Origin of the sequence: Streptomyces aurantiacus JA 4570, from assembly GCF_000414115.1 — a bacterium.
In the GTDB taxonomy this organism is placed as follows: domain Bacteria; phylum Actinomycetota; class Actinomycetes; order Streptomycetales; family Streptomycetaceae; genus Streptomyces; species Streptomyces aurantiacus_A.
On sequence record NZ_AOPZ01000078.1, the window covers coordinates 56,218 to 72,715 of the forward strand.

The following is a 16,498-nucleotide window of genomic DNA, read 5'->3' on the forward strand; positions in this document are numbered from 1 at the left end:
GCCCCGAGTAGCGGTCACGACCTGTCCGCTTCTCCTGCCACTGTGATCAGCGGGCCGGACGGCCCGTCGAAGCCAGAGGCAAGGAGCCACTCATGTCCGTCAACGCCGTGACCCACCTGAACTTCCGCGGTGACGCCCGTGCGGCGCTCACCTTCTACCAGTCCGTGTTCGGCGGGGACGTCGCCATGGTCACGTACAAGGACGCAGGAAACGTCCAGGAGCCGTCCGAGGCGGACCAGGTGATGTGGGGCCAGGTGGCCGCCGACAACGGCTTTCGCGTGATGGCCTACGACGTGCCCGCGCGGCTGCCCTGGAACCGGGGCGAGAACGCGTTCTTCGTCTCGCTGCGCGGCGAGACGCCCGAGGAGATCACCGCGTACTGGGAGAGGCTCTCCGACGGCGCGACCGTCCTGCAGCCCCTGGGGCGCGCGCAGTGGTCGCCCTTGTACGGGATGCTCACGGACCGGTTCGGTGTCACCTGGGTGGTGGACGTCGTCGTCGAGTACGACGGTTCGTGACCGGCGCAAGGACGTACCAGTGAGGACGTACCAGTGAAGATGACCGTGCTCGACAACCGGGCGCTCAACCGCGCGACGCTGGCCCGGCAGTTGCTGCTCGACCGCGCCGACCTGCCCGCCCTGGATGCCGTGGCGCACCTCTGCGGTCTGCAGGCGCAGGAGCCGCAGGAGCCGTTCGTGGGGCTCTGGTCGCGGCTGCGCGGCTTCGACGCGTCGGTGCTCTCGGACCTGCTGACCGGGCGGCGCGTGGTGCGGGCCCCTCTGATGCGCCGCACCGTTCACCTCGTCACCGCCGCCGACGCCCTGGCCTGGCGGGCCCGTCACGACGCCATGCTGCGCCAGCGGGTCCTGGGGGTCTACCGCGACGAGCTCGCCGGGGTCGACCTCGACGAACTCGCGGCGGCGGGCCGGGAGGTGCTTGCCGACGGAGAGCCGCGCACGATGACCGAGCTGGCGCGGGCGCTCGCCGAGCGCTGGCCGGAGCCGGGCCCGCGGGCGCTGGGGGAAATGCTGGTCGCCGCGCTCATCCCGGTGGCGCAGTTGCCGCCGCGTGGGCTGTGGCGCACCAAGGCGGGAGCGCGTTACGCCCCCTTCTCCTCCTGGCTGGGCCAGGAGATCGCCCCGCCGTCCCCCGACGGTTCCGACCCGGTCGGCCAGGCGCTGGTGCGGCGCTACCTGGCCGCGTTCGGCCCCGCCACCTCATCGGACCTGCGTGCCTGGTGCGGCCTCGCGGGGCTGCCGGCCGCGGTGGCCGCCCTCCGCGAGGAGCTGGTCGGCCACCGGGACGGGCAGGGCCGGGAACTGCTCGACCTGCCCGGCGCTCCCCTCCCCGACCCCGACACCCCGGCCCCGGTGCGGTTCCTGCCCGCGTTCGACAACACGATCCTCGGCTACCAGAACCGCAGCCGCATCATCGACGACGCCCACCGCGGCCTGTCGGTCGCCGGGGAGCGCGTCGTCCTCGTCGACGGCCGGGTCGCCGCGACCTGGGTCGTCGACGCCGGCACCGTGGTCGTCACCCCGCTGCGCCGGTTCTCCCGCGCCGACCGCGCCGCCGTCGCCGAGGAGGGGCGGGAGTTGGCGTCGTTCCTCTCCGACCAGGAGAGCCGACGTGTACGGGTCGCCGCCTCTCCGGGCTGAGGGGCGCCCACGGCCCCCGACGCGGCGGCGGGGACGGACGGCTCAGCGGTCCCTCTTGGTGACCACGAACCGGTCGATGACCAGGTAGTCGATCTCGGTGGCGAGGAAGCACTCCAACGCGTCCCGCGGCGAACAGACAATGGGCTCACCGGCCACGTTGAAGGAGGTGTTGAGCAGGCAGGGCACATCCGTGCGCGCGGTGAAGGCGCGCAGCAGCTCCGCGAGGGCCGGGTTCTGCCGCTCGTCGACCGTCTGGACGCGCGCCGTGCCGTCCACGTGGCAGGCGCCGGGGATCCGCTCCCGGTACTCCTCGCGCACCGGGAAGACGAACGTCATATAGGGCGACGAGGTCTTCTTGCCCATCTCGAAGACGCGCGGCGCCTCGGACGTGAGGACGACTGGCGCGAACGGGCGGAACGGCTCCCGGTGTTTCACCCGGACGTTGATGATGTCCTTGATGTCGGGGAAGGCCGGGTTGGCGAGGATGCTGCGGTTGCCCAGGGCGCGCGGCCCGAACTCGGTACGGCCCTGGAACCAGCCCACGACGTTCTTCTGGGCCAGCAGCTCCGCCGTCCTGTCGGCCACCGAGGCGCCGTCGGGCTCCTCCTGCCACTCGACGCGGTCCGCGTACTCCGCCAGCGCGTCCAGGGTGTGCTGTTCGTCGTACGAGGGGCCCAGGTAAGGGGTGGTGACGGCGTCGGCGGGGCGGTTTCTGAGACCCGCGGTGTACACGGCCGCGCCGATGGCGACACCGGGGTCGCTGGCGCCGAAGCTGACGTCCATGCCGGTGAACGACGACCTCTCCAGCATCTTCGTGTTGGCCACGCAGTTGAGCGCGAGGCCGCCCTCGAAGAGCAGGTGGTCCAGTTCGGAGGCCGCGGTCAGCGCCCGCAGTTGATGGGCGGTGACGGCCTCGACCATGTGCTGGGCGAAGCCGGCGACCTTGACCCGGAAGTCGAACTCCTCGCGCTTCTCGCTGTCGCCGCCGAAGAGGTCGTCGAACAGCGCGTAGTAGGCGTCGCAGTCCCGGGGGACGGAGACGGTGTACGAACCGTTCTCGTGCAGCCGGACGACGCGTTCGAGCAGCGGGTTGTGACCGGGCGGCGGGCCGTACGCGGCCAGGCCCATCACCTTGTACTCGTCGTTGTTGGGCACGAACCCCAGATAGCGGGTGATCCGTCCGTAGGCCACAGCGAGGGAGCTGGTCATGTCGACGGCGCTGTCGTCGAAGACGCGGACCACGCCGTTGCAGAGCTCGCCCATGACGGAGGACAGGGTCTCCGCCCGGCCGTCGCTCACCAGGAAGGCGGCGTCGCCCCCGCCGGCCAGGTAGGCGCCGCACATGAGGTGGGCCAGATGGTGGGGCACCAGGGCGAGCTTGTTGGGGTCCAGCTCGTGGCCGGTGCGCCGGACGAAGTCGTCGTACACCGCGTCGGGGCCGAGCATGCCGGTGTAGAGCTCGCCCGTGCGCCGCAGGGCGTCGAACTTCGCCGGGACCGACAGGTCGGTGTCGCATATCCGGGAGATCATCCGCTCGCCCACCGTCGCCGAGAAGCGCCAGGGAAAGGCGAAGACGTCCACCTGGTCGAGCTCGACGCCGGCCGACTCCAGGCACCAGTTGATCGCGTTCACCGGGAAGTCCGAGGTCTTCTTGACCCGGCTCAGCCGCTCCTCCTCGACCGCCGCGACCACCTCGCCGTCGATCACCAGCGCCGCCGCGGCGTCATGGCCCACCAGGAGATTGCGGTCGATGCCCCTCGCCCCGTACAGCCGCCCGAAAAGCTCCGCACCCCTGGTGAATCCGTTGTAACCGAGCACGATCACTGGCCCTCAGCCTCCCCAGCACGACAGCAACGGCGGACGCAGGCTACTCGGCGCGGATACGGGAGGGATAGGAGTGGTGCACGAGGAGTATGTGACGGACTCGGGGCCCGTCCACGTCCGGCGTCGCCCGGCGTGCCCGGATGTGTCGGGTGTGGCAGCTTGGGCACGCGGTCTGCACAGCACCACGGCCCGTCCGGAAGGTCATCCACACCATGGGCAGCGACATCCACGACGGCGATACGGGCGGCGAGCGTCCGGCGCCGCCGACCGGGCACCGTTCCGGCTTCGAAGAGCACCGTCCCGACACCACCGAGCACCGTTCCGCGACCACGCTCCGGGTCAACGGCAAGCCCCACACCCTCGTGGTCGACCACCGGCGCGCCCTGCTCGACGTACTGCGCGAGGACCTCGGCCTCACCGGCGCCAAGAAGGGCTGCGACCACGGCCAGTGCGGGGCCTGCACGGTCCTGCTCGACGGGCGCCGCGTGAACAGCTGCCTGCAGCTCGCGGTCGCCCTCGACGGCTGCGAGGTGACGACGGTCGAAGGGCTCGCGGGCGACGGTGAGGAGCTGCACCCGCTGCAACGGGCCTTCCTCGACCGGGACGCCTTCCAGTGCGGGTACTGCACGCCGGGCCAGATCTGCTCGGCCCTCGGTGCCCTCGACGAGGCGGCCGCCGGCCATCCCTCGCACGTCACCGTGCCCGCCACGCCCTCGGGCCGCCCGGTCCCGCTGGACGCGGACGAGATCCGCGAGCGGCTGAGCGGCAACCTGTGCCGCTGCGGCGCCTACCCCCGCATCGTCGAGGCCGTGGAGGACGTGGTCCGGTGAAGCCCTTCGGATACGTACGGGCCGCGAGCGTCGAGGAGGCGACCGAGGCGTTCGCCGCGCATCCCGGCGCCCGCTACCTCGGCGGCGGCACCAACCTCGTCGACCTCATGAAACTGGGCGTGGAGCGCCCGGCCGTCCTCGTCGACGTCAGCCGACTGCCCCTGGACACGGTGGAGGAGCTGCCCGACGGCTCGGTGCGCGTCGGCGCCGCGGTGCGCAACAGTGATCTCGCGGCGCATCCCCTGGTCCGCGACCGCTACCCCGCGCTGTCGCAGGCGCTGCTCGCGGGCGCTTCCGGCCAGTTGCGCAACGCGGCCACCACAGGCGGAAATCTGCTCCAGCGCACCCGGTGCCCGTACTTCCAGGACGTGTCCAAGCCCTGCAACAAGCGCGAGCCGGGCAGCGGCTGCGGGGCCCGTGACGGCGTGCACCGGGATCACGCGGTCCTCGGGCACTCCGAGAGTTGCGTCGCCACCCATCCGTCGGACATGGCCGTGGCGTTGGCGGCGCTGGACGCGCGCGTGGAGCTGTACGGGGAGCTGGGCGCCCGGAGCGTTCCGGCGGCGGCGTTCCACCGGCTGCCCGGGCAGCACCCGGAGCGGGACACCGAGATCCGTCCCGGTGAGCTGATCACGTCGGTGGTGCTGCCCGCCGCCACGGCCGGGTTGCCGTCGGCCTATCGCAAGGCCCGCGACCGGGCCTCGTACGCGTTCGCCCTCGCGTCCGTCGCGGTGGTGCTGCGGGTGTCGGACGGCGTGGTCGCGCATGCCGGTATCGCTTTCGGGGCGCTGGCCCACCGGCCCTGGCGGGCCCAGCGGGCCGAGGAGGCGCTGCTCGGCGGGCCCGCCACCGCGGCCGCCTTCGCACGCGCCGTCGAACTGGAACTCGCCGCGGCCGAGCCGCTGCGGGACAACGGCTACAAGGTGCCGCTGGCCCGCAACATCGCCGTCGACGTGCTGACCCGGCTCGCGTCGGCTGCCGCGACCTGAGCCCGCGACCTGAGCCGCGAGCCGCCGAACCGTCTTGTCCGCGGGCCCGCACCGTCATGTCACAGGAGGACTCCATGCCCGGCACCGGTACCGCCCTCGGCGCTCCCGCCGAGCGCCGCGAAGGACATCTGAAGGTCACCGGCGGCGCCCGCTACGCCGCCGAGTACGACCTGCCGGGCCGCGCCCAGGCGTGGCCGGTGCCCGCGACCGTCGCCCGCGGCCGGGTCACGGCCGTCGACGCCGCGGCCGCCCTGCGCCTGCCCGGCGTCCTGGCCGTCCTCACGCACGAGAACGCTCCCCGGATCGCCGAGCCCGAGGACCCCATCCTCGGCGTGCTGCAGAATCCGGCGGTGCCGCACCGCGGCTGGTTCGTCGCCCTCGTCGTGGCCGAGTCCCTGGAGGCCGCGCGCGCCGGCGCGGCGGCCGTCCGCGTCGAGTACGCGGCGGAGGACCACGACGTCACCCTGACGACGGATCACCCCGACGCCTACGAACCCGAGAGCGTCAACGGCGAGCATCCCACCCGCCGCGAGCACGGCCGCCGCGCGAGCGACTCCCCCGCCGCCCGCGTCAACGTCGCCTACGAGGTGCCGCCGCTGCACAACCACCCCATGGAGCCGCACGCCAGCACCGCGCACTGGGACCAGGGCCACCTGACCGTGTACTCGTCGAGTCAGGGCGGCACGACGGTGCGCGAGACCCTCGCCGCGCTGTTCGGGATTCCCGAGGAGCGCATCACCGTCGTCGCCGACCACGTCGGCGGGGGCTTCGGCTCCAAGGGCACTCCGCGCCCCGATGTCGTCCTCGCCGCGATGGCCGCCCGCGAGACGGGCCGGCCCGTCACCGTCTCGTTCCCGCGCCGCTTCCTGCCCGCCGTCGTCGGCCACCGCGCCCCCACCCTGCACCGGGTCCGCCTGGGCGCGGACGCCGACGGCCGGCTGACCTCCCTCACCCACGAGGTCACCACCCACACCTCGCGCATCAAGGAGTTCGTCGAGCAGGCGGCGGTGCCCGCCCGCGTCATGTACGACGCCTCGCACAGCCTCACCGTCCACCGCGTGGCCCGGCTCGATGTGCCCACCCCCTCGTGGATGCGCGCCCCGGGCGAGGCGCCCGGCATGTACGCCCTGGAGTCGGCCATGGACGAGCTCGCGGCCGAGCTCGGCATGGACCCGGTGGAGCTGCGCATCGTCAACGAGCCGGAGCGGGAGCCGGACAGCGGCAAGCCGTTCAGCAGCAGGCATCTCGTCGACTGCCTCCGCGAGGGCGCGCGGCGCTTCGACTGGTCCCGGCGCGATCCGCGGCCCGGGTCCCGCGCGGAGGGGCCCTTGCTGATCGGTACGGGCGTGGCGTCTGCCACGTATCCGGTGCTGGTGTCGCCGTCGACCGCCGAGGCGCGGGCGCTGCCCGACGGCACCTTCGTGGTGCGGGTGAACGCCACCGACATCGGTACCGGTGCCCGCACCGTGCTCGCGCAGGTGGCGGCGGACGCCCTGGAGGTGCCGCTGGAGCGGGTGCGCACGGAGGTGGGCAGCAGCGATCTGCCGTCGGCTCCGCTGGCGGGCGGCTCGTCGGGGACCGCGTCCTGGGGCTGGGCGGTGCACGTGGCGTGCCGTGAGCTGGCGGGGCTGCTCACGGCACACACAGGGCCGCTGCCCGCGGAGGGGATCCGCGCGCACGCGGACACCTCCGGCCGGGCCGACGCGGAAAGCCCGTACGCGCGCCACGCCTTCGGGGCGCACTTCGCCGAGGTCGGTGTCGACACCGTCACGGGCGAGGTCCGGGTCCGCCGACTGCTCGGGGTGTACGCGGCCGGGCGGATCCTCAACGCCCGTACCGCGCGCTCCCAGTTCGTCGGCGGCATGACCATGGGCCTGGGCATGGCGCTCACCGAGGGCAGCACGATGGACGCCGCGTTCGGCGACTTCACGGAGTGCGACCTGGCGTCGTACCACGTGCCCGCGCACGCCGACGTACCGGGCGTCGAGGCGCACTGGCTCGACGAGACCGACGCCCACCTCAACCCGATGGGAAGCAAGGGGGTCGGCGAGATCGGCATCGTGGGCACCGCCGCCGCGATCGGCAACGCGGTGCACCACGCGACGGGCGTGCGCTTCCGCGTACTGCCGCTGACGCCGGACAAGGTGCTCGGCGGTCTCGCGGGCCGACCCGGCTGACCGGGCCGGCACCTCTCCCCTTTCCCCGGTACGCGGAGTTCCCCGGTGCGCCGAGGCCGCTCAGGCGACGTCGAGGCGTTCCGTGTACGCCTCGGTCGGCGGGGCCGGTGTGGGGCTCGTCATGCCCGCCGACCAGAAGCTCGCGGTGCCGGGAATGGGGGTCACGTCGTTGAGGTAGGGGGCCGTGGCCGTGCCGGCGGGGCCGCGGACGACGGTCCAGGCGGCGCCGTCCTTGCGCAGGTAGGTGGTGCGGCTCTGGTCCTGGTAGTTCCAGCCCGATATCCATGCGGCGCGGCCCTGGGCGTCGGCGGCGATGCCGCTCAACGCGCCGACCACGAAGCCGGGTTGCGGCCGCGTCCAGGCCGTGCCGTCCCAATGGGCCAGGGCGGGGTTGCCGGGGCGTCCCGGCGGTCCGCCGACGCCCGCCTCGGTGCCCACCGCCCAGACGTCGTCCACTCCGTCCGGGTGTACATCGCCGATGCCCAGGCGGGCACCCGCGATCGGCGGCAGGACCGTCCACGCTCCGTCCCAGCGGGCCACAAGTCCCGACCAGCCGCCGCCACTTGCCTGGTCGCCGCTCACCCAGACCTCGCCGGACGAGCGCAGCACGATCCGGTACAGGTTGGCGCTCGCGACGGGCAGGGGGTCCAGCCACCGCCACCGCCCGCCGTCGCCGAGCAGCAGGCGGGCGGCGCCGCCCCGGCTGCCGCTGATCCACACCCGACCGTCGGGTCCGGCCACGACCGCGTGCAGCCGTACGTCGGGCTCGCCCTGTCCCGGGAAGGCGGTCTCGCGCCAGGTGGTGCCGTTCCAGCGGAGCAGCGGGCTCGCCTGCCCGGCGGGCGTGCCGACGCTCCACGCCGAGGTGGCGCAGGTGCCGGAGACATCGGTCAGCCGCGTGTGACCCAGGTGCGACAGGTCGGTCTTCGACCAGGCCGTGCCGTTCCAGACCATGGCCAGCGCACGTCCGCGCGACGGCCCGGCGAGGCCCTCCTCGCCGACGGCCCAGGCCAGTTGGGGTCCTGCGGCGGAAATCCGGCGCAATTGCGCGGCCGGGGTGCTGCCGGGCGCCGGCACGGCCTGCCAGCCTTGCGCACGGGATGCCGCCCCGGTGGCCTGAACCGGCCCCGAACCGAGTGTGATCCCCGAGAGCGCGCCGATCGTTCCTGCCACGAATTGTCTGCGTCTCATCGCTGGTTCCTTCCACGCGGGTAGGACGGACCACCCTCAACCAGCGGAACTCCCCGGTCTAGCCACGCACGTGACAAATTCCGCCCCGTCACGAATCCTTGCCGTTGCATTTCGGCCAGTTGTAGCCTGACGCAGGCAACTCGCCGCCTCGACCGAAAGGAACCGGCTCGTGGGTAATGCGTCCTCCTCCGCCCCCGCTCTCACCAGCACTGTCGTCGCCAAGGAATTCGACCGCTGGAGCCCTCCGCTCCGGCAGGAATTCATCGACAACGTACACAACGGCTGCCTCGGCCAGTCCCTGTTGAACGAGACCGATTCCGTACGCGTCTGGGAGACGACGCTCCAGCCGGAAGAGCGCATTCCTGTTCATCGGCATGTGCTGGACTACACCTGGATAGCGCTCACAAACGGACGGGCCCGCCAGCACAACAGCGACGGCAGCACGCGAGAGATCTCTTACGTCCGCGGCCAGACCCTCCATTTCCGTTTCACCGCGGACCAATACCACCTGCACGACCTCAAGAACATTGGCGACGACGTTCTCTCGTTCCTGATTGTCGAGGAGAAGCGGGACGGAGCGAACGAGCCCATTCCGCTCGACTGACGGCGTCGGTGTGGGCGGCGCTGTCGCCGCCCACACCCCCTCACTCACAGAACGGACACTCACAGGGCGAAGGAGAGCGCCTCCAACAGGGCGTCGTTCGCGCGCCGATCGCCGACGGATACGCGGCAGGTGGCGGGGACGACGTGCCCGGTGTCGGCGACGGCGATCCCCGCACCCCGCAGCCGCTCCATGACGCGCTCGTGCTTGTGCAGCCGGACCAGCAGGAAGTTGGTCTCGGACGGGAAGACGCGCTCCACCACGGGATGTTCGGCCAGGGCCGCGGCCATCCGGTCCCGCTCGGCCCGGATCGACGCGATGGCGGCGAGCGCCGGTCCCGAGTTGGTCAGCCGGTCCCGTACGGAGCGCTGCGAGGCGTCGGTGAACCCGAAGGGCACCTGCACACGCCGCAGCGCCTCGACGAGACCGGGCTGGGCCAGGGCGATCCCGCAGCGGGCGCCGGCGAGCCCCCATGCCTTCGACAGGGTCCGCAGCACGATGAGGTTGTCGTGCCGCTCGATCAGCCCCGCGTACGAGGGGTTCTCGCTGAACTCGACATATGCCTCGTCGATCACCACGAGGCCGCGGGCGCGAGCGACGAGGTCGAGCACCTGGGCCCGGTCGAGCCGGGTCCCCACCGGGTTGTTCGGGTCGCACAGGATCGTCACGCGGGGATCGGCCGCGAGGATTCCCTCGGTGTCCAGCTCGGACAGCTCGTCGCCGCGCAGCGGTGCCTCGACGACGGGCAGGCGCAGGACGCGGGCGAAGTGGGTGTAGAGCGGGAAGGTGGGCGGTGTGACGCAGACCCGCTCGCCGGGCGAGGCCAGCGCGGCGAGCAGCAGCATGACGCCGTCGACCGCGCCGCTGGTGAACAGCAGGTGATCCGTGCTCAGCGCGCCGACGCCCTCGTGGCCGGGGAGCCCGCCGATCGTGGTCAGGTACGTCCTGGCGAGTTCCGCCGTGTCCAGGTGGGGGTACTGGCCTTCGCCGCCCAGGAACGGGTTGGTGTTGCTCGACAGGTCCACCGTGTCGAAGCGCGGCATGTGCCGGAAGCGGGCCGGCCCCGGGACCGGCACCGTCGTCACGGGGGGAGCCGCGAACCTCGACAGCGCCGGCTCCGCCTCGGCCTGCTCCGGCGCCGTGAGGTCCTCGGCGCGCAGCCAGTGGTCGAGGGGCACGAACAGGTCGGCGCCGAGGCGGCGTCCGCCCTCCTCGTCGCCCCGGCCGAGGTGGACCCAGTCCAGGCCGGCGTGCCGGGAGTCGAGGTACAGCTGGTACACGGTGGCTTCGTGGAGGCTGTCGGGTGCGAGGGGGCCGTCGACGGCCTGGGTGAGGCAGTAGATTCCCCGGCCGTTGTGGGACGTCGTCGTCAGCCCCGCCTGGACGACGGTGCCCTTCCGGCGGCGTACGAACATGTCGGTGCGGGCCCCCAACTCCCCCTGTACCAGGGCGTCGAGGGCCGCGGTGTTGTACGGGTTGGGGAGGTCGCCCTGGCGTTCCGCGTGGCGCCGGTGGAGTTCCACGAAGGCGTCTCGCGCCCACGGGCTTCCGTCCAGTTCCCTCAGGGGGATCCGTTCCCAGGTGACTTCCTGGGACAGCGCGTGGTGGTGGCCGCGGAGTTCGCGGTGCCGGTCGTCGCCCACGTGCCGGCGCAGCACGTCCTCCACGTCTCCGGTCAGCCACAGGACGCACTCGGAGCCCGCGGCGAAGGGCACGAACCCGGCTGCCCGCAGCGGGCCCGTGTCGTCGCTGCGGCGCACGCCGGGCACGAGGATCTGGCGCACGTCCAGCGCCTCCGCGCGGCGCACCAGCGCGTCGAGGGCGTGGGCGGTGGGGGCGGGGCTGGTGGGGCGGGGCTGGTGGGGCCGTAAGGGGTCGCGCCGCCGATCAGCGTGGGACGTCGCAGCACCGCGGGGTCCAGGGCGGCGAACGCGGCGGCGTCCTGGGCCAGTTGGGCCGGCGCGCACACGGCCGCCTCGGAGGAGAGGGCGGCGCGCATCACGCGCTGCAGGGCGTCGGTGTCGATGGGCCTGCGCATGCTAACCCCGCTCGCTGTCGAGCTCGTGTGCGTGGATGCGGTCGCGGTATTCCTCGAACGACTCGGCCATGGTGCGGGCGATGCCGGCCTTCCAGCCGACGGAGCAGTCGCCGATCAGGCTCCGGCGGACGCTGTGGTCGAAGATCGCTGTCTCGCGGCTGTAGTCGCCGCGGTCCAGGTGGACCGGCACTCCGGTGAGCGCGGACATGTACTCCAGCAGGTCGGTGATGCCGACCTCCTCGTCGCCGCCCCAGTTCACGACGCGCGCGGGCGCCTGCGCCGTCTCCCACAGCAGGGGGACCTGTCGGACGACGTCGTCGGTGTGCAGCAGGTTGCAGTAGTTCTGGCCCTCGCGCGGCACCGCGCACGGCTGCCCCTCGCGCATCTCCCTGAACAGGATCATGGGTACGCCGCCGTGGCCGTACGGGCCGTAGGCGATGTTGAGGCGGGCTATCACGGAGGGCAGTCCGAGTGCCTCGGCGAGGCCCCGCACGACGCCCTCGGCGGAGAGCTTCGCGATGGGGTACGTCGGCAGCCACGGCGCCGTCCCGCCCAGGGGGTCGCCCTCCCGGTAGCGGTGGGTGCGGTCGGCGCGGTGGTAGACGACGCCGGAGGAGACGTACAGGAACGCCTCCGCGGCGGCGCAGTGGGTCATCAGCCGCGCGGTGCCGGCGGCGTTGACGCGCGCGGTCTCCTCGAAGTCCCGGCGGTCGCCCCGGTGCACCGCCGAGTGCAGTACGTGACTGAAGTCGCGGGGCAGGCCCTCCAGGTCGTCGGTGGCCATGTCCCAGGTGAAGGTGCGGGCGCCGCATTCCTCCAGTTCCTTGCGGGCGGCCGGGTCTCCGAACCGGCCGAGGCACCACACCTCGTTGTCGGCGGCGAGCGCTTCGGCGACGGGCCTGGCGACCTGCCCCGTGCCTCCGGTGACGAGAATCTTCTTGCCTTGCATGATCAGTGGCTCCTGGTCTTCTCTGTGTCTCGGGCTGTCCTCGAGTCGCCGGGTTCCTCAGCCGAGCGCACGGGCCAGTTCACGCCGCAGGGTCGCCTGGAAGGTCCCCACGTGCTGAGGGCTCATCAGCGTGTAGTGCTCACCGTCGACTTCGACGTACCGGTTGGTGTCGCGCGTGAAGTCGTCCCAGTGCCGGAGCTGGTTGTCGAGCCACTCCTGCTTGGTGCCGCGCAGCGGGGTGCAGTAGAAGACCTGCGTCCGCGCGACCGATCCCGACGGTTCGTAGTCGCGGCCCAGGTGCACCATGTTCTGCGCCAGGTGCACCCAGGCGGTGAACCGCTCGACGGTCAGGTCGAGTTCGGTCAGGCGGCGCTTCGGCGCCTGTTCGACGAGGTGCGCCAGTTGCTCGGCCTCGGGCAGCAGGCGGAGGCTGGTGGTCAGCCCTTCGACGTCGGCGGCGTCGATGAGTTCGAGGAACAGCGCGAGATTGATGGCGCCGTCGGTGAAGGTGATCTCGTTCATGCGGTCGGCGATGCGCGGCGGCAGGTTGAAGACGCCGACGAACTTGACCTCGTCGCCGTCGGCCTCCAGTCGTTTGGCGATCTCGAAGGCGACGGCACCGCCGTAGGAGTAGCCCGCGACGGCGTAGGGGCCGTGGGGCTGGACGCGCCGGATCGACTCCACATAGGTGGCGACCATCTCGGCGAACGACCCGAAGTGGGTCTCGCCCTGCCCGAAGCCGCGCGCCCGCAGCGCGTAGAACGGCCGCTCGCCGGTGAAGTACTTGGCGAGGTTGACGAAGACCAGCACCTCCCCGAGGCCGGGGTGGACGCAGAACAGCGGCGTGCCGTCGCCCGTGACCTGCAGGGGCACCAGCGGATCGTAGGCGGAGTCTCCCTCAACGCCCTGGGCGCCGGTCAGGCGGCCTGCCAGGGCGCGCACGGTCGGGGCCTGCAGGAGCGTCGCCATCGGTACGTCGGCGATGCCGAACGCGGCCTGGATCTCCAGCTTGAGCCGCAGGACGTCCAGTGAGGTTCCGCCCAGATCGAAGAAGCTGGCGGTCGCGGGCACGGCCGTGGCGACGTTCAGTACGCGGGCGTAGACGGCGGCGAGGGTGGTCTCGGCTTCTCCCTCCGGCGCCACGTAGGGGCCGAGGAACCGGGTGCTCACCTCGCTCGCCCGGCGCGCCGCCGCGTCGAGGTCCCCGGCCTCGACGGCCCCGCGCAGCCGGGTCCGCTGGATCTTGCCCAGGTTGCTGCGCGGTATCTGCTTCTCGTCGACGGGCAGGATCAGTTGGGGGCGGAATCCCCAGTGCATGACCGTGGAGCTGCGGATGGCCACGATGGCCCGGTACACGGCGGTGTCGTCGGCGGGGTCGCCCGACGGGGCGAACGCGACGGCTAGTTGCTCGGAATCGGCGCCCTCGGGGCGGATCGGGAACGCCGCGATCTGCCCGCGCCGCACGTCGTCGAGTTTGTCCAGGACCGCTTCCAGGTCGTGGCTGTAGTAGTTGACGCCGTTGACGATGACGGAGTCCTTGGTCCGGCCGACCAGCGCCAGCCGGCCGTCGGAGTCGAGGCGGCCCAGGTCGCCGGTGCGGAACCAGCCGTCGGCGGTGAACGCCTGGGCGGTGGCCTCGTCGTTGCCGTAGTACCCGTCGGTGACCATGGGGCCGCGCAGGTGCACCTCTCCCGGTTCGGCCGTTCCGGGCCGGGCCGCCGCGGTCCCGGGGTCGTCCGTGGAAGCCAGCACTGTGCCGTCTCCGTCGGTGATGCGAATGCGCAGGCCCCGCACCGGGCGGCCCAGCGGGGGGAACTCCGTGTCCAGGTCACGGGTGGCGAAGTCGGGGTTGAACACGCTGCCCGCGCAGGTCTCGGTCATGCCGAAGGCCGGCACGATCACGTCCTCGCGCAGTCCGTATCCGGACAGGGTGGTCAGGAAGTCCCGGACGGTGGCGGTCACGGTGGCCTCGCCGCCGGAGATGATGTACCGCACCTGGGAAAGGTCCACCTCCTGCTGCGGGGCGGGCCGTTGTGCGAGTGCCTGGTTGATCTGGCCGAACAGGAAGTTGGGGGTGAACGTCACCCCTATCCGGTGCGCGGTGAGCAGCCTCAGGAACTCGACCGGGTCGGCCAGCACCGTCGCCGGGGTCGCCATGACCTGGTCGGCGCCGTTGAACATCGGCAGCAGGTGCGCCTCGATGGCGGCGATGTGATCGGTGGAGATCCAGTTCAACGTGGTGTCGGCGGGCCCCAGTCGCAGCGCATCGGCCTTGCCCGCCTGCGCCGCGAGCAGGTTGGCGTGGGTGAGCCGGACCGCCTTGCTCGATCCGGTGGAGCCAGAGGTGAGCATCAGCAGCGTGAGGTCGTCGGGAGCGGCCACGTGGTCCTGTGCGGGGTCGGGCGAGGTGTGGCTCAAATCCTCCACGGTCGCCGTGCGCAAGCCGATGTCGGGCAGATCGCCGTACGCCGTCTTGGACACGACCACCAGCGGGTCGCCCAGGAGTGCCCGCAGGTGCCCGAGCTGCGTCTGCCGCCGGGAGGGGTCGGCCGGGAGCGCGAGCGGGCACGGCACGAGACCGGCGAGCACGCACCCCCAGAAGACGCGGAAGAACTGCTCGGGCTCGGTGGCGACAATCAATACCCGGTCGCCCGGCGCGGCACCGTGACCGCGCAGCCCTTGAGAAACCCGGCAGGCGCTCTCCCGCAATTCCGCGTAGGACAGGAATGAGCCACCTGGGTCACCGATGAATGTGATGCCTCGGTCCGTGTCACGGGCCGCGTTCTCCAGCAGGTGCGGGAGCGTGGTGGCAGGCGTGGTGGCAGGAATGTTTTCGGGCATGGGGGCGGAGACCTCCGATCGGCAGGGCCGGGCATGCGGCCCTGAAGTTTCATCGCGAGCGGATGTTTGATAGAGGTTCTGAATTGCTGTCCGGCTCGTCACTGCCCATACGTCAGGGCCCCGAGCGTCGGCCATGGTCATGGCCGGACGGCGTGACGCGCACCAGGATCGGGGGCGGCCGAAACGGCCTGGGGAAGGTCAGCCGAGCTCGTTGAAGCGGACGATGTCCTCGATCGTCTTCTTCAGCTTGAGCTCGTCCTGGTCGGACACGATCGCCTGCCCGACGCGGCCGTAAGGGCCGGCCTTCGTGTCGGGCGAGGAAGAGTACTCAATTTCATCAAAGATAAAGTTGCGCTCAAAATCCTGTTGCGTCAGCGAACCGTGCGCGGGGCGCCGCAGCAGAATGTAGCCATAGAAGCGGTCGGGTGTACCGTTGTCCAGAGTTTGCGTCACTCCTTCGCCCAATGCGAGGCTTATTTCCACGTCGAAGAGATCGACGCCGTACGTCATTTTGTTCACCTGCGGCGACAGCGCCCCCGGGAGCCGGATCGCGCACTCACCGAACGTCAGCCCCGATTCTTCCGTGAACACCTCCAGATGGAATACGCAATCGGGCGCGTTCAAACTGTCGAGCACTTGCCCGGCGAGGGCTTCCGTTTCGGCGAACAGCTCGGCATGACGTGTCTTGTCCAGCATGTGTGCTGCCAGGATTCCGCCCTGTGCCGCACTCAGCGGCGAGCGATGGTAACGGGTCATGGACGACCAGCGAATATCCCCCTCTCCCCAGATGCCGTCCATATACACTTCCGGAGCGTCTATGAAGGATTCGGCGACGATCTCGACGTCCGACTGGGTCGGCAGTGGCCGCAATGCTTGCGCATAGTCTTCCGGGGAGCGGACGACACTCGTCCGAAGTGCTCCGGCTCCGGTGGCCGGCTTGATGACGAACACTTCCCCCAGATCGTTGACGAGATCCGAGTACTCCGTGTCTCTGGAGGCGTATCGGCAGCGTGCCCGCCTGATGTGCGGCGGCAGCTTGCTCTTCTGGAGATACTTGTCCCGAAAATAGAGCGCCGTCTTCGAGTCCGCATTACCGGGAAGATTCAGCTGCTGCCGCAGATAGGCCGCACCGAAGACACCCATCTCATGAACACTGAGCACCCCCACCACCTCATCAAGAGGCTCGGAAAGCACCGCCCGCAATACTTCCTGGACGTTCTCCATGTCGCTGACGCGTCTGAAGCTCCGCCCCGTCGGCGGGCTCACCGGCGCCTGCACGAGATAGAAGGGGTCCAGGCCGCGGCGCCGCACCGCCTGGTCGAGGTCGTCCCGGTACCCGATAACGATCATTGTCGGCATTCTTGTGTCCCCCGTATGACAACCGGCCGATCTCGGCGATT

The 16,498-nt window shown here is 71.3% G+C and carries 12 protein-coding genes; 6 read left to right on the forward strand and 6 right to left on the reverse strand.

Going from position 1 to position 16,498, the window contains the following annotated elements:
* The first annotated feature begins 92 nt into the window (after nt 1–92).
* The gene (locus STRAU_RS11015) at nt 93–518 is read left to right on the forward strand and encodes a VOC family protein (protein WP_016640368.1); all 426 of its coding nucleotides are present in this window, start codon (nt 93–95) and stop codon (nt 516–518) included.
* A gap of 39 nt (nt 519–557) precedes the next feature.
* Nucleotides 558–1,658, forward strand: coding sequence for a winged helix DNA-binding domain-containing protein (locus STRAU_RS11020; RefSeq protein WP_037658687.1), 1,101 nt, complete (start codon nt 558–560; stop codon nt 1,656–1,658).
* A gap of 42 nt (nt 1,659–1,700) precedes the next feature.
* Here STRAU_RS11020 and STRAU_RS11025 read toward each other — a convergent pair whose 3' ends face one another.
* Nucleotides 1,701–3,482, reverse strand: coding sequence for a carbamoyltransferase family protein (locus STRAU_RS11025; protein WP_016640370.1), 1,782 nt, complete (start codon nt 3,480–3,482; stop codon nt 1,701–1,703).
* A gap of 212 nt (nt 3,483–3,694) precedes the next feature.
* Here STRAU_RS11025 and STRAU_RS11030 point away from each other — a divergent pair, with 212 nt between their 5' ends.
* From STRAU_RS11030 to STRAU_RS11040, 3 genes are all read left to right on the forward strand, one after another.
* The gene (locus tag STRAU_RS11030; RefSeq protein ID WP_016640371.1) at nt 3,695–4,312 is read left to right on the forward strand and encodes a (2Fe-2S)-binding protein; all 618 of its coding nucleotides are present in this window, start codon (nt 3,695–3,697) and stop codon (nt 4,310–4,312) included.
* Nucleotides 4,309–5,301: an FAD binding domain-containing protein gene (locus tag STRAU_RS11035; protein ID WP_016640372.1), complete on the forward strand. Its 993-nt coding sequence runs from the start codon at nt 4,309–4,311 to the stop codon at nt 5,299–5,301. Before STRAU_RS11030 ends, STRAU_RS11035 begins: the two co-directional genes overlap by 4 nt.
* Before the next feature lie 74 nt (nt 5,302–5,375).
* Complete coding sequence (locus STRAU_RS11040; RefSeq protein ID WP_037658643.1) at nt 5,376–7,478, forward strand: xanthine dehydrogenase family protein molybdopterin-binding subunit; 2,103 nt, start codon at nt 5,376–5,378, stop codon at nt 7,476–7,478.
* Nucleotides 7,479–7,538: 60 nt separating this feature from the next.
* Here STRAU_RS11040 and STRAU_RS11045 read toward each other — a convergent pair whose 3' ends face one another.
* Complete coding sequence (locus STRAU_RS11045) at nt 7,539–8,669, reverse strand: hypothetical protein (protein ID WP_037658645.1); 1,131 nt, start codon at nt 8,667–8,669, stop codon at nt 7,539–7,541.
* 169 nt (nt 8,670–8,838) lie between these two features.
* On the opposite strand from STRAU_RS11045, the gene STRAU_RS11050 reads away from it, so the two are divergent.
* Nucleotides 8,839–9,273 carry a cupin domain-containing protein gene (locus STRAU_RS11050; RefSeq protein WP_016640375.1) on the forward strand — a complete coding sequence of 145 codons (435 nt, stop codon included), beginning with the start codon at nt 8,839–8,841 and terminating at the stop codon, nt 9,271–9,273.
* A 59-nt stretch (nt 9,274–9,332) separates the two neighbouring features.
* On the opposite strand, the gene STRAU_RS11055 is transcribed toward STRAU_RS11050, so the two are convergent.
* The 4 genes from STRAU_RS11055 to STRAU_RS11070 form a co-directional block, all read right to left on the reverse strand.
* On the reverse strand, nt 9,333–11,054 hold the full coding sequence (locus tag STRAU_RS11055; RefSeq protein ID WP_259299881.1) for a pyridoxal phosphate-dependent aminotransferase: 1,722 nt from the start codon (nt 11,052–11,054) through the stop codon (nt 9,333–9,335).
* A 255-nt stretch (nt 11,055–11,309) separates the two neighbouring features.
* Nucleotides 11,310–12,257 carry an NAD-dependent epimerase/dehydratase family protein gene (locus STRAU_RS11060; protein WP_016640377.1) on the reverse strand — a complete coding sequence of 316 codons (948 nt, stop codon included), beginning with the start codon at nt 12,255–12,257 and terminating at the stop codon, nt 11,310–11,312.
* 57 nt (nt 12,258–12,314) lie between these two features.
* A complete protein-coding gene (locus STRAU_RS11065) occupies nt 12,315–15,098 on the reverse strand; it encodes a non-ribosomal peptide synthetase (protein WP_016640378.1) in 2,784 nt (927 codons plus the stop codon).
* 198 nt (nt 15,099–15,296) lie between these two features.
* Complete coding sequence (locus STRAU_RS11070) at nt 15,297–16,457, reverse strand: ATP-grasp domain-containing protein (protein ID WP_037658647.1); 1,161 nt, start codon at nt 16,455–16,457, stop codon at nt 15,297–15,299.
* Between the last annotated feature and the right edge of the window lie 41 nt (nt 16,458–16,498).